At 30.7% G+C, this 20,219-nt stretch carries 19 protein-coding genes; 6 read left to right on the top strand and 13 right to left on the bottom strand.

The genetic code is table 11. The features are described from left to right. Positions 1 to 65: 65 nt before the first annotated feature. Entirely contained in the window at positions 66 to 497 is a 432-nt protein-coding gene (locus tag SYN6308_RS20825; RefSeq protein ID WP_017296404.1) for a peroxiredoxin, read from the bottom strand. Positions 498 to 560: 63 nt separating this feature from the next. On the opposite strand from SYN6308_RS20825, the gene SYN6308_RS20820 reads away from it, so the two are divergent. From SYN6308_RS20820 to SYN6308_RS20810, 3 genes are all read left to right on the top strand, one after another. Beyond that, on the top strand, positions 561 to 1,265 hold the full coding sequence (locus SYN6308_RS20820) for a hypothetical protein (protein WP_017296403.1): 705 nt from the start codon (positions 561 to 563) through the stop codon (positions 1,263 to 1,265). A gap of 131 nt (positions 1,266 to 1,396) precedes the next feature. Further along, on the top strand, positions 1,397 to 2,971 hold the full coding sequence (locus tag SYN6308_RS20815) for an Hsp70 family protein (protein WP_017296402.1): 1,575 nt from the start codon (positions 1,397 to 1,399) through the stop codon (positions 2,969 to 2,971). 69 nt (positions 2,972 to 3,040) lie between these two features. Beyond that, positions 3,041 to 3,895 carry a hypothetical protein gene (locus SYN6308_RS20810; RefSeq protein ID WP_017296401.1) on the top strand — a complete coding sequence of 285 codons (855 nt, stop codon included), beginning with the start codon at positions 3,041 to 3,043 and terminating at the stop codon, positions 3,893 to 3,895. Positions 3,896 to 3,992: 97 nt separating this feature from the next. On the opposite strand, the gene SYN6308_RS20805 is transcribed toward SYN6308_RS20810, so the two are convergent. From SYN6308_RS20805 to SYN6308_RS20795, 3 genes are all read right to left on the bottom strand, one after another. Beyond that, the gene (locus SYN6308_RS20805; RefSeq protein ID WP_017296400.1) at positions 3,993 to 5,054 is read right to left on the bottom strand and encodes a hypothetical protein; all 1,062 of its coding nucleotides are present in this window, start codon (positions 5,052 to 5,054) and stop codon (positions 3,993 to 3,995) included. A gap of 203 nt (positions 5,055 to 5,257) precedes the next feature. Further along, complete coding sequence (locus tag SYN6308_RS20800; RefSeq protein ID WP_017296399.1) at positions 5,258 to 5,521, bottom strand: hypothetical protein; 264 nt, start codon at positions 5,519 to 5,521, stop codon at positions 5,258 to 5,260. Positions 5,522 to 5,564: 43 nt separating this feature from the next. Beyond that, on the bottom strand, positions 5,565 to 7,199 hold the full coding sequence (locus SYN6308_RS20795; protein WP_144051483.1) for a hypothetical protein: 1,635 nt from the start codon (positions 7,197 to 7,199) through the stop codon (positions 5,565 to 5,567). 60 nt (positions 7,200 to 7,259) lie between these two features. Here SYN6308_RS20795 and SYN6308_RS20790 point away from each other — a divergent pair, with 60 nt between their 5' ends. Continuing rightward, a complete protein-coding gene (locus tag SYN6308_RS20790) occupies positions 7,260 to 8,276 on the top strand; it encodes a glycosyltransferase family 2 protein (protein ID WP_017296397.1) in 1,017 nt (338 codons plus the stop codon). A gap of 31 nt (positions 8,277 to 8,307) precedes the next feature. Continuing rightward, positions 8,308 to 9,450 (top strand): glycosyltransferase 87 family protein, encoded by a 1,143-nt coding sequence (locus tag SYN6308_RS23135; protein ID WP_158412774.1) that lies wholly within the window; start codon positions 8,308 to 8,310, stop codon positions 9,448 to 9,450. Between the two features lie 11 nt (positions 9,451 to 9,461). Here SYN6308_RS23135 and SYN6308_RS20780 read toward each other — a convergent pair whose 3' ends face one another. The 9 genes from SYN6308_RS20780 to SYN6308_RS20740 form a co-directional block, all read right to left on the bottom strand. Then, the gene (locus tag SYN6308_RS20780; protein WP_017296395.1) at positions 9,462 to 10,313 is read right to left on the bottom strand and encodes a glycosyltransferase family 2 protein; all 852 of its coding nucleotides are present in this window, start codon (positions 10,311 to 10,313) and stop codon (positions 9,462 to 9,464) included. A 53-nt stretch (positions 10,314 to 10,366) separates the two neighbouring features. After that, entirely contained in the window at positions 10,367 to 11,377 is a 1,011-nt protein-coding gene (locus SYN6308_RS20775) for a GNAT family N-acetyltransferase (RefSeq protein WP_017296394.1), read from the bottom strand. A 15-nt stretch (positions 11,378 to 11,392) separates the two neighbouring features. Then, positions 11,393 to 13,039, bottom strand: a complete 1,647-nt coding sequence (locus SYN6308_RS20770) for an alkaline phosphatase family protein (protein WP_017296393.1) — start codon at positions 13,037 to 13,039, stop codon at positions 11,393 to 11,395. 33 nt (positions 13,040 to 13,072) lie between these two features. Further along, positions 13,073 to 13,528 carry a DUF29 domain-containing protein gene (locus SYN6308_RS20765; protein ID WP_017296392.1) on the bottom strand — a complete coding sequence of 152 codons (456 nt, stop codon included), beginning with the start codon at positions 13,526 to 13,528 and terminating at the stop codon, positions 13,073 to 13,075. A gap of 40 nt (positions 13,529 to 13,568) precedes the next feature. Then, the gene (locus tag SYN6308_RS20760) at positions 13,569 to 14,474 is read right to left on the bottom strand and encodes a glycosyltransferase (protein WP_017296391.1); all 906 of its coding nucleotides are present in this window, start codon (positions 14,472 to 14,474) and stop codon (positions 13,569 to 13,571) included. 82 nt (positions 14,475 to 14,556) lie between these two features. Then, positions 14,557 to 14,724 carry an NAD-dependent epimerase/dehydratase family protein gene (locus SYN6308_RS25880; RefSeq protein ID WP_017296390.1) on the bottom strand — a complete coding sequence of 56 codons (168 nt, stop codon included), beginning with the start codon at positions 14,722 to 14,724 and terminating at the stop codon, positions 14,557 to 14,559. Positions 14,725 to 14,846: 122 nt separating this feature from the next. After that, a complete protein-coding gene (locus SYN6308_RS20750; RefSeq protein WP_017296389.1) occupies positions 14,847 to 16,283 on the bottom strand; it encodes a lipopolysaccharide biosynthesis protein in 1,437 nt (478 codons plus the stop codon). 20 nt (positions 16,284 to 16,303) lie between these two features. Beyond that, complete coding sequence (locus SYN6308_RS20745; RefSeq protein WP_017296388.1) at positions 16,304 to 17,170, bottom strand: sulfotransferase; 867 nt, start codon at positions 17,168 to 17,170, stop codon at positions 16,304 to 16,306. A gap of 150 nt (positions 17,171 to 17,320) precedes the next feature. Beyond that, positions 17,321 to 18,214: a sulfotransferase family protein gene (locus tag SYN6308_RS20740; RefSeq protein WP_017296387.1), complete on the bottom strand. Its 894-nt coding sequence runs from the start codon at positions 18,212 to 18,214 to the stop codon at positions 17,321 to 17,323. 396 nt (positions 18,215 to 18,610) lie between these two features. On the opposite strand from SYN6308_RS20740, the gene SYN6308_RS20735 reads away from it, so the two are divergent. After that, a complete protein-coding gene (locus SYN6308_RS20735) occupies positions 18,611 to 20,029 on the top strand; it encodes an NAD(P)/FAD-dependent oxidoreductase (RefSeq protein ID WP_017296386.1) in 1,419 nt (472 codons plus the stop codon). Positions 20,030 to 20,219: the final 190 nt, after the last annotated feature.

Raw genomic sequence — 20,219 nt, 5'->3', positions numbered from 1 at the left:
CTAATACCCTAACATATTAACCTAAAAATATAATTGTTAATTGCTAATGGCTTTGTTGTTAATTGTTAGATAGAGGTTAAAATATCTTGTGCATGGGTGGAAGTATTAACCTGACTATCCACATGAGCAATATTTCCTTCACCATTAATGATATAAGTTACTCGTTTCGGATAACCACCACCATCAACATCGTAGGCTTTAGAGATACTTCTGTCAGTATCCGCTAAAAGTTGGAAAGGTAAACCATATTTTTCCTTAAACATTTTATGGGAAGCCTCATCATCATTGCTTACCCCTAAAACCACTATATCCTTATCCTGATATTCTTGATAGTTGTCACGGAAACTTTGTGCTTCTTTGGTGCAACCGGGGGTATCATCTTTAGGATAAAAATATAAAACTACCACTTTACCTGCAAAATCTGATAAGGATACTGTATTACCTTGATCATCTTTAGTTGTGAATACTGGTGCTTTAGTACCAACAGAGAGTGCCATATAAAAATTACCTACAATTAAATAAAATACTTGCTACCTTAACTTTACAATACTTAACGAAAGATGAAAATACCTTTCCCAAAAAACTTTAAACCTCAAAAGCCTTTAAAAATTTGTGACTATCAAGATATAATGATAGTATTGCCTTGTCCTCAAATACATCCTTTGCAATTTAACCTCGAAAAATTAAGACAAGCCAAAATAATTCCTTTACATTGGCAATTAAATAAGCCAGTTGTTAAAAATAATCACCTATTACAACTCATTTTTGATGTAGGAATTACTATTAATATTACTATCGGTAAAATTTCTTTTTTCTCTAAAATTAATACTAATATTCAGTATTTTTCAGAAGTTATTATACAATTTTTGAGTAATTTTAATCAATATAAATATCAAAAATTTCAAATATTTTTAAGACGTTTTATCTCTTTTCCTAAAGGTATAGAAACTGCCTCAAAATTTATTAAGGAAACCTTATTAAATAATGCTAATAGTTGGGATATTTGCGGACAACAACCAAAGAAATGTCAGGTTACTTTTGGTTATAAATTGCCTAAAAGTAATTTGATTCTCCATATCAATGATGTGGAAGCTAGAAATAATCGCAATAAAAAATATGGTTTATTATTTAGGGGGATATTTAACTATAATTTACCGCAAAAAAGCAATGTTGATAAAATAAACTACTTAATCTCGATCGTATCTAACTATCAAAATAATATCAAAGTTTTTAACCAAATTATCAATGAGACTTTTCTATGTTAAACTGAGAACCATTAGACATCAACCTAAATTAATAAACGAAGGGTTAAAACCCTTACTAAGAATAAATTAAAAATATTTTTTGAAAAAGTCTAATAGATATTTTCACTTCTGAATTATTAACTATACAGTAAATGACGATCGCAATTGATTTTGGTACAAGTAATACTGTTATTAGTCGAGTTAATCCTGCTACGGGAGAGGGAGAAATAATTAAACTCCCTAGTATTACTCAAACTAATCCTCCTTTGATACCTTCTTTGTTATATGTAAATAATGCTCAAGAAAAAGACTTTACTATTGGGCAAAAAGTGAGAGACAAAGGTTTAGATGTAACAAATAATCCTCGTTATTTTTGTAACTTTAAACGGGGTATCGGTACGGATGTACAGGGATTTTTACCTTTAGTTGACGATCAGAATATCACCTTTGAAGACATTGGACAATGGTTTTTTGAAGCTATTTTAACACAATTAGGGGAAACTCCTGAGAGTTTGATTATCACTGTGCCAGTGGATAGTTTTGAGAGTTATCGTCATTGGTTGACGGGAGTTTGTGCGCAGTGGAATATTAATCAAGTCAGGATATTAGATGAGCCAACGGCGGCGGCTTTAGGTTATGGTACAGAAAAGGATGATTGTCTTCTGGTAGTGGATTTTGGGGGAGGCACGATCGATCTTTCTTTGGTAGAATTAGACTGGGGCAAAAGCCTTCAACCTCAAGGTTTTATCTTAAAATGGGGTGAGAAATTACTAGGGGAAAATTCCGCACAAAAAAAGAAACTGGCAAAAGTCATGGCAAAAGCGGGAATGCAGTTAGGGGGTAGTGATTTAGATAACTGGATACTCGACTACTTTCACACTAATCAAGGCATCGTCAAATCTTCCCTTACCACTCGACTAGCGGAAAGACTGAAAATCAAATTATCCTCTGAATTATCAGCGCAGGAAGTGTTTTTCAACGATCGAACCCTTGAGACTTATGATTTACGGCTAGACAGGGCAAAATTTGAGCAAATATTGACCGAAAACCAATTTTTTGACAAATTAAACCAATTAATGGAAAACGTCTTACAACAGGGAAAAAGAAACGGTATAGACATCATTAATATCGATGGAGTTTTGTTAGTGGGGGGCAGTGGGCAAATTCCTGCCGTGCAGAATTGGTTAACAAAATATTTCCCTCCTGAAAAAATTAAGAACGATCGACCTTTTTCCGCTATTGCGCTGGGTGCATTAAAATTAGAACAAGGGTTGCAAGTCAAAGATTTTCTTTACCATAGCTACGGTATTCGCTACTGGAATCGCCGTCAAAAACGCCATGATTGGCATACCATTATCCCCAGTGGGCAACCTTACCCCATGAGTAACCCCGTAGAATTGACTTTGGGCGCATCCGTAGAAAATCAACCCAGTATTGAATTAATTATCGGAGAGTTGGGAGAGTCGAACACCAGTACTGAAGTGTATTTCGATGGCGATAGACTCATAACCCGTAATTTAACATCGGGGGAGAAAACCGTACAACCTCTTAACGATAACAAAGGAGGAAAAACCATCGCCCAATTAAATCCCCTAGGTACTCCCGGAGTCGATCGAATTAAGGTATTATTTATGGTGGACGAGGATCGATCGTTGAAAATCACCGTAGAAGATTTATTAACTAATGATACCCTTTTAGATAAAGTTACCGTAGCAGAATTAAGTTAAGCATTGATAACCCCTAGAAAATTGAGACTATCATAGGATAAAATAAGACAACTTAGTTTCATAGTGATCATGTCCCAATTTCCCCACGATGAATTTATCAAAGAATATCTTCCCGAATTATACCAAGATTATGGTATAGTAACGCCTTCGGCGGATGTGATGAGCGAAAAAAGAGAAATCGATGTCTTATTTACTCCCACAAAACCTGTACCCACCACCCCAGAAACCCTCGGATTATTAGGTAAACTTGCTCAAACTACCTGCTTATTAGAAATTTTTCGTAATGCAGTAAACAACGATCAAATTATGGATTGTATCGGTAAACTGATAACAGTACGAAATAATTTGCTTAAATCAGCGAAAAAAGAGCCAAAAAATCAAGAAACATCTGTATTTTTATGGATTATCACCCCTACCATTTCCGACAAAATCTTAACAGGTTTTAATGCTAACACCAGAGAAAATTGGGAAAAAGGAGTTTATTTTTTACCACCAACATTATGCACTGGTATCATTGCAATTCATCAATTACCAATTTCTAAAAATACTTTATGGTTGAGAATATTAGGTAAAGGAAAAACCCAAGTGGAAGCTATCGAAGAATTAAAAACATTACCTCTCCATAATCCTCATCGAGAGACTATATTAGAATTAGTCTATGGATTATTAGACAAATTAGAAACCAAACAAAGACAAAAACAAGGATTAATCAAGGAGGATGAAACACTTATTATGAGTTTAAGACAAATCTACCGTGATAAAATGGCTGAAGTTGAACAACAAGGTAAATTAGAAGGTGAAAAAGAAGGAAAGCTAAAAACAGTACCTCTTTTAAGGCAATTAGGCATGAATGTCGAAGAAATTGCTACCCGTCTGGAGTTACCCCTTGAGGATGTCATTAATGCTTCTAATTCTCCTTCATAAATTTTAACAGTTCGATCACACCTTGGCGATCGAACTCTGGTAAATAGGTGTTAATAAATAGCAGTAGAAATGCCTATCTATGATAAGTTAAATTAATTTACGATAAACGTCCAGTACCAATGTTTGCAGTATCACGCCAATCATCTTGGTTATCATCCCAATTATGTTGATTATTTGATTTTTCTTCAACAGTAAAACCTTCGGGAAGAGAATCTTGGACTTTATTTACACTTGCTTTACCCGGAATAGATAATCCAAAAGCCACTAAATATCGATCGAAATAATCATCTGGAATACCATTCATATCTAAACCTTTTTCCTTATCTTTTTTTCTGGGATTTTCAAAAGCACCGATTTTATATGGAGGAATCGATGCCATTTCTTGTTTAAAACATTGCCTAGTCGCCATAATGGTATCCCTGTAAAAATGCGATCTTGCTCCCCCTCCTACTAAAACGAAAGATAATTGATTTAATTTAGTAATATCTTGGCGATTTTTATCCTTATTACGATTTTTGGTAGAAATAACCACATCTCCTACTTGCTGATGAATTTTTTGTTGAAACAGAATCATCTCTAGGTATGGTTTTTCTTTCCCCATATTCGACTTTAATTTTTCTTCAACCGTTTCTTTTGATATATTATACTTATTGGAACGGTAATCTCCAGATTTAAAAGGTGTCCACGATCGTTGTGCTATAGGTAATGTACTAGATAAATTCTCAATATGTTGTAAAGTTTCTGGTGCTTCCTTAAATACTTTCTTTTCAGATAGAGGTAGAGTATTGATACCAATTTCTTCTAGTGAAGCATAGTAACAAGATCGTCCTTCTTTTTGGCTAAGACTGTAACAACTTCCGTCAACTGTACCACCGCCTATATCAAATATAAAATATGTGCCATCTACTTTATCTAAGGGGCGGATAATAGCTTCTAATTCAGATAAAACAGTATTTTTTTCTTCATCTCTTAACCTTGAAACAAAATCTTGCAGAGTTTTTAAATCTAAGTTTTCTAAATGATCCTCTAAATTAAACTGTTGTATATAATTCGATCTAGGTTCTTGTAAAATCTTTTTAAGTTCACCATAAGTTAACTTATCAGTTTTCTGATTACTTAAAAATAATGCTAAATGTAAAACTCTATGAAAATAAGCCAATACTGGAGAATCCGCATATTTAACAGGTACACCTAAATTAGCACTCCATTCAGGTATTTTATTTTTTAATCTCTCTTTTCCATTTTTACTATCTTCAAAAGATTTTTTTACCGTAGAAATTACTTGACTAAGAAAATAAGCACAGAGATTTTCTATTTCTCTGACTTTTTCAGGAGAAAAACTTTTTTGGTCATCACTCGGTATTACTTTAGTATTTTTTTGACTTCAAGATAACTCAAACTATTTAACTGCATTTTCAGTGATCTAGTCACTTGCTTGAAATCTGGTAATATGCCAACCCCATCGGGAAACATTCCCATATTAGGGTCTTTTTTTTCACCCAAATCAATTACAATAGGAACACTACCTACATCACTACCCCATAAACAAACTTTTGTCCAGCTTGTACCAAAATCAATACCGAGATTTAACTCTAGTTTTTGTTCATTTTGCGCACTTTTAACCATAATTCAAAATTAATAACTTCTGTTGTGTTTACATAATGTACATTTATTCAACAACAATTAGCCCAAATGCAATAAACTCAGGTTTTTGAGTCTGTTGTTTTTCTCTATCGAGGCTTTGTTTTTTTTCCTTGTAATCTTCAATTATACCTGTTTTGTTCCCCTTTTGTCTTTTTTCTCCCTCTTGTGATAAATATTGTAATTTTGAATGATTATGAGGATTTAAGAATTTTTCTCTTGATTCCCATTCTTTAAAAATCATGTTGGCTAAATAATCTTTTTCTTTTTCAATAATTTCTAGTTTACTTTCATCTCGATTTTCTGCATTAGCTAAAGGTTCGCCAATATGATAAAATGCGTAATTGATAAAAATTTCTGATTCTTGACAAGTAAAATTTTCTGATGTTGTCTCACCAATATTCTTTATTTGATAAATTAAAATGTTATCATTGTATAAGTTTTCATACTGACAATAACCTATTAAGTAAAAGTATAATCCTTGTTTAATTTTTTGTTTTAAATCATTATTTAATCCTGTTAAATCTGAATCATATTTTAATGTACAGACTGACAAAGGATAAGATTCTTTTGAAAAATATGGACTATTTTTAATCCATTCTAAAAGAGGATGATTTAAGTCGATTAAAGATGATTTTTCTGAAGATAATTGAAAGGGGCTAAAATAACATAAATTCTTCTCATGTATAAAAAATTGATAAAAATTATTATCTTTTGCTAAATCGTTAATTTCTTTTCTAATACTATTTACTTTTTCTGCTGATAAAATAATTTCTGCTGACTTTTGATTTTTATCAATATCTACTTTAAATATTCCTTTATAATTTGTCTCCAAAAAATCTTTACAAAATGACATTAATTCATCAGAGTTTTTAACCGCATTTTCAACATAAATTTTTCTGGTAGTAAAAGAATGACTAATTAAAATGAAATAATTAATTTTGTTTTTAATAAAAGAGTGATTAGAAATAACAGATAATGATTTTTTTAGTTCTTCATATTTATCAGAAAATGTTAGATAACATTTAAACTTAGACAATATATCTTCAAAAATTTTATGTTCATCTTTTTTCTTTTTATACTGAGTATGTTTATCAAAATTTTCTAAAATTAATAAATCACATTCTTGATTAATATTATCCTCAAAAAGACTTAAGAATAAAGAATCTTGAACAATAGCAATATATCTATTCTCATCGTGAGAATTAATAAATGTCTCTATGTCTTTTTTAGTTTTTAGACGACTAACTAATTCATTTGTCTTTGTTTTTTTTCTTTCTTTTTCTTTTTTAACAACATCCTCTTGTAAATCTCTTAATAATGACTCTAATAAGAAATACCATTTTTCTATATTTTCCTTAGCTGATAAAATTAAAACTTTGTTTATTTTTTTGTAAAAATTAAGAGTCCTAATCGTATAAAAACTTATTCTTATTTTTGTTTCTAAATCTAATTTTTCACACCCCGTAATCAACTGACTTTTTTCTTCTTGAAATAGATTAACTTTAAGACTTTTATCATTATCATCTTTAAATTTATCTGAGGAAAAGTATATGTTATTAAGTCTATTTTGTATTTTATATTTTCCTAATAATAGTCGTAATTCAGATGGAGCTTTATAGTGAAGATTTTGTAAGTATCGATCGAGATTAGTCATTTTCACACTTAATGATTAAATGGTATTAAAATTAGAATTAAAATCATACCATTAAGCTCGATCGATATGGAAGAAATTAAAAAATCTTTAAACTTGCAAACAGCACAAAAATTATCGATAGTAATTCCTGTCTATAACGGTGGCGAAGCATTTTATCAATGTTTATTAAGTGTCCAAAAATTTGCACCTCCAGATACTGAGATTATTATAGTAGCTGATGGAGATACTGATGGTTCAAGAAAATTAGCTCAAGAATTTACCTCTAAAATAATTATAAACGATCGAGCTTTAGGACCAGCAGAAGCAAGAAATATAGGTGCTAAAATTGCCACGGGAGATATACTTTTTTTCCTCGATGCTGATGTTTCTATTAATGAACAAACTATTCCTAAAATTAAGCAATTTTTAGCAAAAAATCCTGACATAACTGCCTTAATTGGTTCTTATGATGATCAACCCGGTGCTAGTAATTTTTTATCCCAATACAAAAATTTATTTCATCATTATACCCATCAACAAGGACAAGAAGAAGCCTCCACTTTTTGGGGAGCTTGTGGTATTATTAAACGAGATATTTTTGAAAAAATAGGGGGTTTTAATAATAATTATAAATTACCTTCAGTTGAAGATATTGAGTTAGGTTATCGACTTAGAGAAACTGGTTATAAAGTTAGTTTAGTTAAAGATATTCAGGTTAAACATCTTAAAAAATGGACTATAATTTCTTTATTAAAAGCTGATATTTTTCAACGGGCTATTCCTTGGACTATTTTACTATTAAAATACGGTAATATAGTTAATGATCTTAATTTAAGTTGGACTAATAGAGTAAGTATCTTACTCATTTATAGTCTTTTAATCTTGATAATATTATCATTTTGGCTTGATTTTCTTTATTGGTTTATTCTTTTCATAATAATTAGTTTATTGATAATAAATCAAAAATTTTACTCTTTTTTCTATGAAAAAAAAGACTTATTTTTTACATTAAATGCTATTGTTTGGCATTGGCTTTATTATTTATATGGTGGTTTTGGTTTTATCTTAGGGGTAATTTTATTTAGATTCAAAAATGTTAATTAATTTCCTTAAAAAAATCAGTTTTACACAAAAATTGAATATTTTATCTCTTTTTTTATTATTATTAAGTATTGCTTATCTTGTTAAAGGTTTTAGTTTCTTAGTACCTTATAATCAAGGAGCAGTTGATTTATATTCTCGTTGGCAAGAACAACAGTATATTTATCATGGATATTACCCTTATTTTGCCCGAAAAGGTAGCGATTTTGTCATAGAAGAAATTGGTGCGATCGAATCTGGGGGGTATCTTCCTTGGTCATTTTTTAGTGGATTTTTATTTTTCCCGCCTATTTCTTATCCTTTAACTCGTGTATATCATATTTTTCTTAATCTTATTTCTTTAAGTATTTTAGGTTTATTTGCTTATAATTTAGGTAAAAATTATCATCAATCTTATGGTTTATTTGGGGTGGCTTCGGTTTTAGCTATTAGTGCTAATTGTACAACATTGGGGGTAGGTCAATATGGTTTAATTATTAATGCTTTTTTGATTATTTTTTATATTTTACTTCAAAAAAATCAAAATAGTTGGGCAGGGTTATTTTTAGCAATAGCTATGTTAAAACCAAATATTTCTGCTTTTTATTTTTTCATTCCTGTTACGCAAAAAAGATGGAAAACGATCGTAGTTTTTTCAGCTTATATTATTATTGCTACTTTTTCTATTGTTAAGATTACTAATACAAATTTATGGTTAATAATTACGGATATTTTTAGACAATCTTCTTTCTTTTCTTCAAGAGGTAATTCTTTTGTTAATTTATTTTTACCATGGGGAATATCTGCTAATAATGCCACAATTATTTTAGCTATCGTAGGTACAATTATTTGCTTAACTGTGTTTTATTTGTACCGTCATTATTCTTTATTAACTTTATTTGCGATCGCATCTATTATGGGTAGAGTTTGTTTTTATCATTTAATTTATGATAATGTTATGATGGTTTTTTTGTTATTAGCATTATTAGAATTAACTTTTAAAAATCCCCATAAATTAAATATTATAGTGTTATTAATAGTCGGGATAACTTTATGGATTCCTGCTAAATTAGTTAATTTATCCCCTATTTATGAATATAAAATACAGTTTATAATTTGGATTTTAGCCGGAGTTTATTTATTAATAGCTCAAACAAAAAATTCCTCAAAATTTAATGTTAAATTACGCTCAAGTTAATAAAAAAATATTTATCTTAAAAAAAATCCGAAAGTATTAGCTATTTGTGATAGTAAAAATAAGAAAATAATCGATAATTTTTGATTATTATTTGTATCCCATTCTAAGGGATAAGTTAATAATTGCCAATAGAATTTTATGGGTTCTACTTTTATATTTTTAGTTTTTATACTGTGAAAATACTTTGCTCCTTGACCATAATTAAAATGTTGTCGCCAAAAACCCTTAAAAGTTAATAAATGGGCATGATAAATAATAGCTTTTTCCACATAAATCATGGTAAAATCTTGTTGAAAAAGTCGATAACATAACTCTCGATCTTCTCCTGCCGCTAGAGGAAAAGTAGTATTAAATCCGCCTAAATCTTTAAAAATATGTTTAGGAAGGGCAAAATTATTAGAAGTAAAAAATTGTGCTTTTTGAGTATCAAAATTATAGTATTTATAAAGATAATCTACTAAACATTGACTAGCTTGAGAATAAATATTATTGGTTAATTTATTAATGGTTTTACCTCCTAAAACTGCATCAGGATTGATCTCCCAAATTTTGTTAAAATGACCTAACCATTCCGTATCAGGCTCACAGTCATCATCAGTAAAAACAAGATATTTACCCTTCGCTTTTGTCGCTCCATTATTTCTAGCAGTAGCAGGACCAGTATTTTCTTGTTTAAGATAAGTTAAATTTAATATTTTTTCAAAACTTTTGATAATATTATCTAGGGATTGAGAGCTACCATCATCAACAATAATGATTTCAAATAAGTCTTTATCATAATTTATTTTTGTGAAAGATTCTAAACAGTTTTTAAGTCTTTCAAGACGATTATAAGTAGGAATAATTACGGATATTTTTGTCATGTTTTTTATTTATTAAAAATTAAGGCAATTATTCAAAATATAAAATGTTTATTTCACAGAATAAAACTTTTTATATTTCGGTAAATAAGATAACTCCAATGGGGTGGTTTTTCTGCTATCCAATTATGAATTAATTCCCCTCCTAGTTGATTTTTAAAATTGTTAACTGTGTTCAAAGAAGCGCCTGTTAAATCATTACTTTCATAACCCAATTCGGCTAATTTTTCAAAGGATTTCCACCTTAAAAATGCCACACTTCCTAAATTTAAGTAATTAACATCACTACCTGCAAAAACGGTATTACTAACTGGATGAGAACTTGTTAAAATCAAAAATGCTCCGATCGAGCTACCATTATCTAAACGTACTTGATGGAGTCTGCAAAGATTTTTTTCTCGTAATAGTTCAAAATATTTTCTATACTTATTTTCTGAAAAATATAATGAAAGTCCTTTCCGTTGATAAGTGTCTGAATACAATTTATAAAAACTATCAAAATCATCATCATCAGTAAAAACTAAATTATTTTTAATTCCTCGATTAACTAAACGGCGAAGATTTTGTTCCATTTTTTGCCAAACTTGTTGAGTATCTTTAAGAGACACCAAATAACTATAATTAGGAAAAACTGTCCATCCCACTTTTAAAAAAGGCCTCATATCATTAATTAAATGAGAAATACTCAGGTTTAAATAAACATAAGGAATCTCAGATAATTTATTAATTAAAGCCTGTAAAATAGCGACATATCTAGCTCTTATTTGGCTAGGATAAGTAGTGTTATATACTCTTAAAACAGGGCTATGGTAAGATAAAAGAGGACGAGGAGAAGCAACGGCAACTAGAGAAAAAGTTGACCAAGTTTCATAAAGGGCAACACCGCCAACTAATTCCTTACCTTGAAATACTGCTAAAATTCTAAAACTATCTCCTGTTATTGTACATAAAACTTCTAAATATTCGGGTAAACTATAGACGCTTCCTGTGGGTGATTCACAGACAAATTTTGTCCATGCTTCATATTCATTTTCTGCTAAAAATCTCGTGGTTAATTCTCTACTCATAAAAGTTTGATTAAATTAAAACAAAGGTTTTCCGTCAAAATATTCAGGAATTGGTACATCCATTAATTTTAAAATTGTCGGGGCAAGATCAACAATATTTCCACTACCAAAACTGGAATTTTCTATAATACCTTCTCCTTTTGCCATTAAAAAACCTCCCGCTCTATGTCCTCCAGGTCGAAAATAAGGAACAGGGCCAATACGTCCATATTTAGGGCTATCCACCACATCTGTAGGATTTTCTTCCCATTTCACGATTAAATCGGCATCAGGGAGCTTAGAATCGTCTATTAAAGGAGATTTTCGGGTGCGAATCACTCGTTTCACAATTGGTTTTCCTGTTCTGCCATCTACTAATTGTAAGAGTTGTGTTGTTATTTCCTCACAAACAGAATTATACTCAGAAGCATCTACTATTCCTTGACTTTCTCTACCTTTCAGGTTAAGCCGAATTTGTCCATCATTAAAAGCGGGTAAAGCAAAGGCTTTCATCTGATGCCATAGGGGTTGATACCATCGTGAAGGCGCCCACACTAAATCGTCTTTTTCTTTTAGTAAAGAGAAAGGGCAGTCTAAACCGTTTTTAGCTGAATAGAGAAACTGACTAGGGGTTAATGATTTAAAGAGTTTTTGCATTAGGTTGGGGGGATGATTTCTTACCCAAATTTCTCCTAACCAAGAATGTCTTAGGGGATTGGTAATCATTACAGGAGGAGTGGTCTTGATTTCCCCATGGGCGATCGCACTTTGATTAAAATTAAAACGATATAAAAACTCTGGTAAAAAAAACATGGTGAATAAATCTGTTACATTAACATCCATGCCATGAAGGGAAAAAATAATTATGTAGGCATTTTCGGGAACTTGGGAGAGTATTTCTCCAATAGCTTGATCGGCTTTTTGAAAAACCTCTAACATTAAATCTTGGTTGTGGGCATTCTTTGAAAAAATGGAGTAAAGGGGATGATTGTCTTGGGTATAATACAAATCGTGTCCTGCAGTATGGGTTTCGCTAATTACGGTTATGAATAAATCCCATGGCTCACGGGTAAGCAAATCTTGACAAATAGCCGAGCGTTGGGAAATAGCTTTTTTTAAAGCCGGGGGCAACCATTGACAGTATTTTTTATTCCACCAAACACCAGTATCATTTCCATAGATATTATCTTCTCCATACTTCTCGTTAAGCTCTGGTAACAGTTCAGGGGGTTGAGAATGACGAGGAGTAAAGGGATCATGTCCCCCCCAAGCCAATACCTGCAATCCCTTTAATTCTTTACATAAACCGGTAACAGGGAGATCAAAAATGGTGATATGGTGATTTTCTAAGAGGCTATAAAAAGGTTTATATTCTTGGTAGTCATAAGTTCCATTGATGCGATCGTACTCAACTTTATAGTTATCTGGGGAGTATTTAACTGGACTCCAGTAACCTGTTTTATTGGGCAAACAACCTGTTGTAAAGATAGCCCAGAGAGGTTCGGTAAACGTAAATTGTTCTTTGGTTTTTTGATCTGCGTAGTTAACCGGATTGTATATTCGACCATAACTACCTTGCGATCGAATTTTCTCTAAGTTGGGTAAGTGTCCTTGTGCCATCCATTTTTCCAATAAAATGGGATCGGCGGAGTCTAAACCAATAGCTATAACGGGATTACTCATAATTTCTCTAAATTCTCTAAGACTAAATTATCATTAAAATTGCGGAAACCAATCTTCGTCTAATAATTGTTCTAAATGATACGGACAATCCACTGGAAAAATATCTAATCCTGATTTATCCTTTACATATTTTCGAGCATATTTATAAGTTTCTTGGATATTGTCAGATAAATAGTTATAAAAATTAGTGGTCATTCTTTGGTTAATTTGACCTCTAAAACTGGTAACTTCTGAACGCCAGTGACGATAATTTCTTTCTCTTTCTTCTTCCCAATATTGCAATAAGAGTAAATGTCTAATTATCTGTTCTAAGAGGCTTTTTATCGCTAATTTATCTCGTCTTGCCAAACTTTCTAACTCCTCAATTAAGTTTTCTAAGTCCAATTCCTTAAATTTTTTTTCTTTCAATAAATCAATGGTTTTTTCTAGCCACAAATGATCATCAATTTCGTACAAATTTTTTAAGTATAATTTTTCTATTACTGTCATAATTTATTTTCTTTTTTCCTAGTTTAATTATTTTTCATTATCATAGGTCTAATTTTATACTTAAAGACTTATTAATTCTTCTTCTTTCCTGAAAGCAACCAACGGTATGGGCAATTTGAGTTAATACTAATAATCCAGAAATTATAATACAACGAAAATAATAACCTTGTTTAAAGGGATAAAGAAAGAGATTAAGATAAAAAAATGATCCCTCAGCCTTAATTTTACCTACATTTCTTTCCGCTCTGACTAAATTAAAGTGAATTGCCCCTCTACCGTAGTTAAAGTGTTGTCGCCAAAATTGAATCAAGGTTAAATCATGGTAGTGATACACCACCGCCGAAGGAAGATAAATCATTTCATATCCTAAGGTTAAGGCTCGATCGCACAATTCCCGATCTTCAGCTGTCGTTAGGAGTTGACTAAATCCTCCTATCTGCATAAATATTTCTTTAGAAACAGCGAAATTATTAGAAGTAAAAAAACTGGTTTGACGGTTTTTGTTATCTCCTTTATTGTAGTAATCATAAAGATAATCGACTAACATTTGACTAGTGGAAGCGTAAATATTATGATCAAGTCCATTAATCGTACACCCACCGACTAAAGCATCGGGCGTTTTGTCTAATTGTTGGGCAAATTGATTTAACCAATCCTTGGTGGGAATACAATCATCATCGGTAAAGGCTAAAAATTTTCCCTTAGCGTAGTTAACCCCTGAATTTCGAGCGGTAGAAGGTCCTCTATTTTCTTGTTTCACTAGATTTATAGTTAATTTTTTTTGCCAGATGATAATAATTTCATCTAAACTCATGGGGCTACCGTCATCTACAATCACCACTTCAAAATTAGGGTAATCCATTTCTGACAAAGCTGATAAACACTCAGAGAGTTTTTGAGGACGAGCATAAGTGGGAATGATAACAGAAAATAAAGGATATTCCATAATCTTGCAAATATTGTTAATATTTGTGATTTTTTTGTCTATGAATAAGATTTAACGTAATTTTGTTCTTGATACCAGTTAACTAATTCTCTAATGGCTTTCTCGTTAGAAACTTGAGGATGATAATTTGATAATTTAATTCTCTCACTGCCGAAGAAGCTAAAATTTTGACATCATATCCTTGTTTGATCAAATTTTTGGTTAGATGACTCCCAATAAATCCCGTTGCTCCTGTTATTAATATTTTCATGTAGTTTAATGATAGGTTCTAAAAGTGCGTGCGCGTAGCGTGCCGTTGGCATCGCCCTTAGTCTTAGTAATCTAAAACTTAAATCTGTATCAATAATTTTACTGTAAAAGAAATTAATCAATTTAATTTAATTTGATTAAACTCCATATTTGCTGAAATATAACAGGGAATAGTATGATTAAACTAAAAATATAAGTCACCCCACCTATGAGCGAAATAATAATTAATCTTAAATAAGGTTCAAGATTTATCGTTAATAAATTCTTACTTAAAATCATTACTAAAATCATCCCGAAAGTACAGCTAATTGGTGCTAAAAAATTGCTTAAATAATGTTTCCATGATAGAGAAATTAATTTACTTAACATCCATTGCCCTAAAGGAAATGCTACATAGTCACTGAGAACATAAGCAAGGGCGATCGTACTTATGCCCCAAGGAATAGCGATTAAACAAAAAATTAGATTTAAAATACTATTAATTAATGCTAATTTAAACTGTAAATTGGGTTTTCCTAAAGCCACAAAAGCTGATCTTTGAAAGAAAGTAATTCCCCTAATTATTCCCGCTAAACTGATTATTTCCAGAATGGGAACAACATTGAGCCATTTTTCTCCAAATACAGTTACAATCAATTCTGGGCTAACAATAATCACACTTAAAAACATCGGGAAAGTAATCAAACAAGTCCATTGAGTTGCCGTATAATAGACATCAAAAAAACGCAGATCATCATTTTGTAAACGGGAAAATAAAGGTAAAGCTATTTGATTTAATGTTCCGATTAATAATTGACTCATTACTTCTAAAATTCGATGGGCGATCGTATAATATCCTAAACTCACTTCTCCTAAAAAATATCCCACTAATAAACTGTCAGTACGTTGGTTAAAAAACTGAGTTAATTGATAACCGAGAATATTAATGCCAAAACTAAAAAAACTGCGTAAATCTGTCACCGAAAATTGTAATTTTGGTCGCCAATCAGAAGCCTTCCACAACACTAAAACTCCCGTAATTTCATAGGTTAATTGTTGCCCCACTAAACTCCAAACTCCATAGTTATTAACTGCCATTAATATCCCCACAATTCCCGACATAATAATGCTGAATAGACTGCGAATAGCAATAGCTTTAAAACGAAATGCCCGGACTAATAAACCTCTTTGAGTTTCACTAAAAGCACGAATGATAAATAAAAAAGAAAGGGTTTGTAAAATAGGAGTTAATAAAGGTTGTTGAAAACCGTTGGCAATATAATCAGCAGTGACAAAAATAGAGAAAGTTAAGAAAAATCCGACACAAATTTGAGTCCAAAATACGGTATTAATTTCTAGATCATTAATATCCTCTTTTTGAATTAATTTTTGAATAAAACCGAAGGCTAAAACAAGCTGAAAAAATTTGATAAATAAATTAGCTAAAGCAACTAAACCAAGAGCCGAAGGAGTTAGTAAACGAGCTAAAGTTATGAATATAATAAATGATCCTGCTTGACTTCCCCAATTTTGAATACTTGACCAAAATAAACCTTCAACTATTTTTTTTCTAATACTCATTTTTAAGTATTTTTCATGTTTTAAGTGTCATAGGTATAGCCTGATAAAAATTCATATTGATCAATTTTACTTTGAACTTGAGCAATTAATTCTGGTGTCCAGTTAACTGTATGACGACTTTTATTAGGAGAAGAATAGACAATTTTTGCACAGTCATTGAGATACTCTTCTGTTGTTTCAACACCTAGAAAATGACATATTTCATTAAGATAAAACTGAGGATTTTGCAAAAATGATTCATGTTTTAGCTCATATATTTCATCAGATTTAAGAGTTTCTTTAAAAGTGGAAATAGTATCACACAAAAAGAAATAGTGATGAATACTTTTTAATAAATCATAATCTAATTTAGATGTTTTTTTCGACATCGTTGTAATATTATCATAGGGATTTCTGGTAATATTAATAAATTTAAGGTTGACATTAACTGTATTATGTAAACGCTGAAGATGACCTGAATTGGAATGAAGTCTTAAGGTTGTACCTTCTCCTTGTTTATCACCAATTACTTTTATCTGAGTAAATTTTCCTTGCCATTGATTGGGTACATAGTAATTATAACCTCCTAATTTACGATCTTTTTCTGCTGATAATTCAGCTTTTTTCATCAAAAGATAATAAATTTGCCATCGTTTAAACCCTAAATCAGCATATTTTAAAGCACCCAATTCATGGGCAATGAGAATATTTGGATGGGCATTTAATAATGCTCCCATAAGACTGTGCCCACTTCTTGGATAACCTAAAAATAAACAATAGGTTTGAATATCAGTCCAAAATTGTCTATTTTTCCAACCTCCATAAGCCGAGGGTAAATATACTTGAATTGCATCAATTAATTTGATTATTTTTTCAAAAAATGAATCTTCTTTTTTAACTTTTTTCATTGATTTAAGGATAAAAATAAGAATTAATATACTCGCAAAGGCTACAATTTGATGTTACAAGAAAACTTTTGCCTGTTGCCTACCTTCACCTCGCTCAAGTTATGCCCTTTCTGAGTATAACAATACTAGATAAATTTAAAAATTTTTCTTTTAAAGACACCATTTCTTAAAATCTTTTTGTGTATATTCACGCAAATAATTAACATCTTCTTTCAGATATTCAATTAATCTCAGACGTAATTCTTGATCTAAAATAGGTTTACTTACAGGGGTAGAAAAAGGAAAATAAATAAATTTCTTTAGATGGTATCTCCAGGGTTGGGGAAGATGATCTATTTTTGAAAAAATAGGTAAAGTAGAAATTTTGTTACCCAATTTGTTTTTTCTGCGTTTATAAATGGACTTATGTAACTTTTTTTTATGTTTAATTATTTCAGAATAGTTGGATACCCCTAAAAAATTGAAAATAGTTTGTAGAGTTTTCTTGGGAACTTTTGATAATTCTTCAGTGGAGATAACCAGAATATTTTTGGGTGAATAGTACTGTAAATATTGCTCTATTTGCAAGTAATACTGACTACGACAAATATAGAAATTATTGTCAAAATCTGTCAATGCTTCTGTTAAGGTGCGATTTTCCTTTCCGTCAGCATATCTATGAACATAATGGGAGATAATTCTCTCAATGGGATCTCGAACAATATAGATTAATTTAGCATTTGGAATAATAGAGTGCATTCTTTGAGGAATACCTTTTATGGTAGGATATAGTGTATAGTTAGGGGAAGCCTCACCGTAAATTTTAGCATTACCCATAAACTGAGATTTATACCAATCTATACCTTTTTCCCAAGTGCCTAAAGGCAATTCATTAGATTTTATAAAAAAGTTTAATTCTTTTTCTTTGGACATGAATATTTCTGGATGAGAATTTAAGTAATAATGTAGGCTAGTAGTCCCACTTTTCATTGCTCCAATAATGATAAAATTGGGCAGTTTTCCTTCAGACTTAAATGTAGATATAAATTTAGTTAAATTATTCATTTCTTTGAGAATAATAGAGTTGAATTGATCGTTTATATACAATTAATTTTGCTTAAGTACTTAAAAGACTTTAATTCGGTATAATGCCCTTTTAAACGGATAAATGTATTAGGTGATTACTGACAAAGAAGGCAAGAGGATTGTTTTCTTTGGAAAACTGATCAAGGCAATAAATTATTCTATGGTTGACGGAGTAATTTATATTATGATATTAGCAATCCTATTTGAGTTGTGCCAGAATAACTATTAACAATTTAGTAACGATGTCAAAGGCACATTGCTCGATCGTATATTTATTCTTTCGTTTATTAATAATAGAAAATTTTTTATTACTTTTAACTATGCCACAAATGATTTAGGACTGCTATAAAAGAATATTATGTTGATTAAAAATAAATGACAATCAGTCCTGAAAATATTATTATAATTGGTGCTGGTCCGGCAGGTTTAACTTGTGCTTATGAATTAATAAAAAACAATCATAAACCTTTAGTATTAGAACAAGCAGACTTAGTAGGAGGTATATCTCGAACTGAAATTTATAAGGGTTATCGTTTTGATATTGGTGGTCATCGTTTTTATACTAAAGTAATAGAAATAGAACAACTATGGACAGAAGTTTTAGGAGATAATTTTATTCAAGTACCTCGTTTATCTCGCATTTATTATCGAGGAAAATTTTTTGATTATCCCTTATCTTTAAAAAGTACTTTAACAAATTTAGGTATTATTGAAAGTGTTTTAATTATCTGGAGTTATGCCAAAACTAAATTATTGTTTTTTGATAATAAAAAAGAAGCTGAAACCTTTGAAGATTGGGTAATTACTTCTTTTGGTGAGAGATTATATCGTACTTTTTTTAAAACTTATACAGAAAAAGTATGGGGAATTCCTTGTAATCAAATTCAAGCGGAATGGGCAAAACAAAGAATCAAAGGATTGTCTTTAAAAGAGGCAATAATGAATATTTTTTTTGGTAAAAGTAATACTAAAAGTTTAATTAATCAATTTGATTATCCTATTCTTGGACCGGGTATGATGTGGGAAGCCTTTGCTGATGCGATCGAAAATAAAGGAGCAAAGGTACAATTAAACAGTAAAATCATTAAAATTAATCGAAAAAGTACAAAAATATTATCTATAGAAGTAGAAGAAAAAGGAAAAATAAAAATTATCGAAGGAAAGCATTTTGTTTCGAGTATGCCCGTCACAAAATTGTTAAGTATCATTGAGCCAAAACCTCCAGATAATATTTTAAATGTGGCAAATAAATTAAAATATAGAGATTTTTTAATAGTTGCTTTAATTATTGATGCAGAAGATTTATTTCCCGATAATTGGATATATATTCACGATCAAAATTTTAGAGTCGGTAGGATTCAAAATTTTAAAAATTGGAGTCAAAAAATGGTACCTGATATAACTAAAACTTGTTTAGGAATGGAATATTTTTGTTCAGAAGGTGATGATTTGTGGAGTTTATCTAATTCAGAATTGATTAAATTAGCAACCCAAGAATTAGAAAGATTAGGATTAGCTAAATATAAATTAGTTGAAGAAGGCACAGTATTACGTCAGAAAAAAGCCTATCCTGTTTATGACAAAAATTATTATCAATATTTAACTACTATTAAAGATTATTTAGGTACTTTTGAAAATTTACAAACTATTGGGAGAAATGGAATGCACCGTTATAATAATCAAGATCATTCTATGTTAACAGGATTATTAGCGGCTAAAAATATTCTTGGAGAAAAACACGACTTATGGGAAGTTAATACTGAACGTTCTTATTATGAGGAATTTAGGACTTAGGCAGTTTGTTTAGTTTTTAGCAGTAGAAAATTCTTTAATGATCGATCGTCTAAGTTAACGAATTTTTCACTATTCTCCAAGAGGAGATGTATTGATATAAGGTAAATCTTCAGAGGGTTACGCAACGAAAAGGCTTGACTCAGACGAATAGTTAGAATGAATATCAAGCAACCCAACCTCAAGCTCCAAG

Origin of the sequence: Geminocystis herdmanii PCC 6308 (assembly GCF_000332235.1) — a bacterium.
In the GTDB taxonomy this organism is placed as follows: Bacteria; Cyanobacteriota; Cyanobacteriia; order Cyanobacteriales; family Cyanobacteriaceae; genus Geminocystis; species Geminocystis herdmanii.
Note: the sequence above shows the minus strand (reverse complement) of the source record. Positions and strands in the feature narration are given on the sequence as shown.

Bases quoted from the DNA above. Each gene is read 5' to 3' on its own strand.
- SYN6308_RS20770 (WP_017296393.1), bottom strand. From the start codon at position 13,039: ATGAGTAATCCCGTTATAGCTATTGGTTTAGACTCCGCCGATCCCATT.
- SYN6308_RS20735 (WP_017296386.1), top strand. From the start codon at position 18,611: ATGACAATCAGTCCTGAAAATATTATTATAATTGGTGCTGGTCCGGCA.
- SYN6308_RS20765 (WP_017296392.1), bottom strand. From the start codon at position 13,528: ATGACAGTAATAGAAAAATTATACTTAAAAAATTTGTACGAAATTGAT.
- SYN6308_RS20760 (WP_017296391.1), bottom strand. From the start codon at position 14,474: ATGGAATATCCTTTATTTTCTGTTATCATTCCCACTTATGCTCGTCCT.
- SYN6308_RS20790 (WP_017296397.1), top strand. From the start codon at position 7,260: ATGGAAGAAATTAAAAAATCTTTAAACTTGCAAACAGCACAAAAATTA.
- SYN6308_RS20815 (WP_017296402.1), top strand. From the start codon at position 1,397: ATGACGATCGCAATTGATTTTGGTACAAGTAATACTGTTATTAGTCGA.
- SYN6308_RS20820 (WP_017296403.1), top strand. From the start codon at position 561: ATGAAAATACCTTTCCCAAAAAACTTTAAACCTCAAAAGCCTTTAAAA.
- SYN6308_RS20825 (WP_017296404.1), bottom strand. From the start codon at position 497: ATGGCACTCTCTGTTGGTACTAAAGCACCAGTATTCACAACTAAAGAT.
- SYN6308_RS20740 (WP_017296387.1), bottom strand. From the start codon at position 18,214: ATGAATAATTTAACTAAATTTATATCTACATTTAAGTCTGAAGGAAAA.
- SYN6308_RS20780 (WP_017296395.1), bottom strand. From the start codon at position 10,313: ATGACAAAAATATCCGTAATTATTCCTACTTATAATCGTCTTGAAAGA.
- SYN6308_RS25880 (WP_017296390.1), bottom strand. From the start codon at position 14,724: ATGAAAATATTAATAACAGGAGCAACGGGATTTATTGGGAGTCATCTA.
- SYN6308_RS20750 (WP_017296389.1), bottom strand. From the start codon at position 16,283: ATGAGTATTAGAAAAAAAATAGTTGAAGGTTTATTTTGGTCAAGTATT.
- SYN6308_RS20800 (WP_017296399.1), bottom strand. From the start codon at position 5,521: ATGGTTAAAAGTGCGCAAAATGAACAAAAACTAGAGTTAAATCTCGGT.
- SYN6308_RS20810 (WP_017296401.1), top strand. From the start codon at position 3,041: ATGTCCCAATTTCCCCACGATGAATTTATCAAAGAATATCTTCCCGAA.
- SYN6308_RS20775 (WP_017296394.1), bottom strand. From the start codon at position 11,377: ATGAGTAGAGAATTAACCACGAGATTTTTAGCAGAAAATGAATATGAA.
- SYN6308_RS20745 (WP_017296388.1), bottom strand. From the start codon at position 17,170: ATGAAAAAAGTTAAAAAAGAAGATTCATTTTTTGAAAAAATAATCAAA.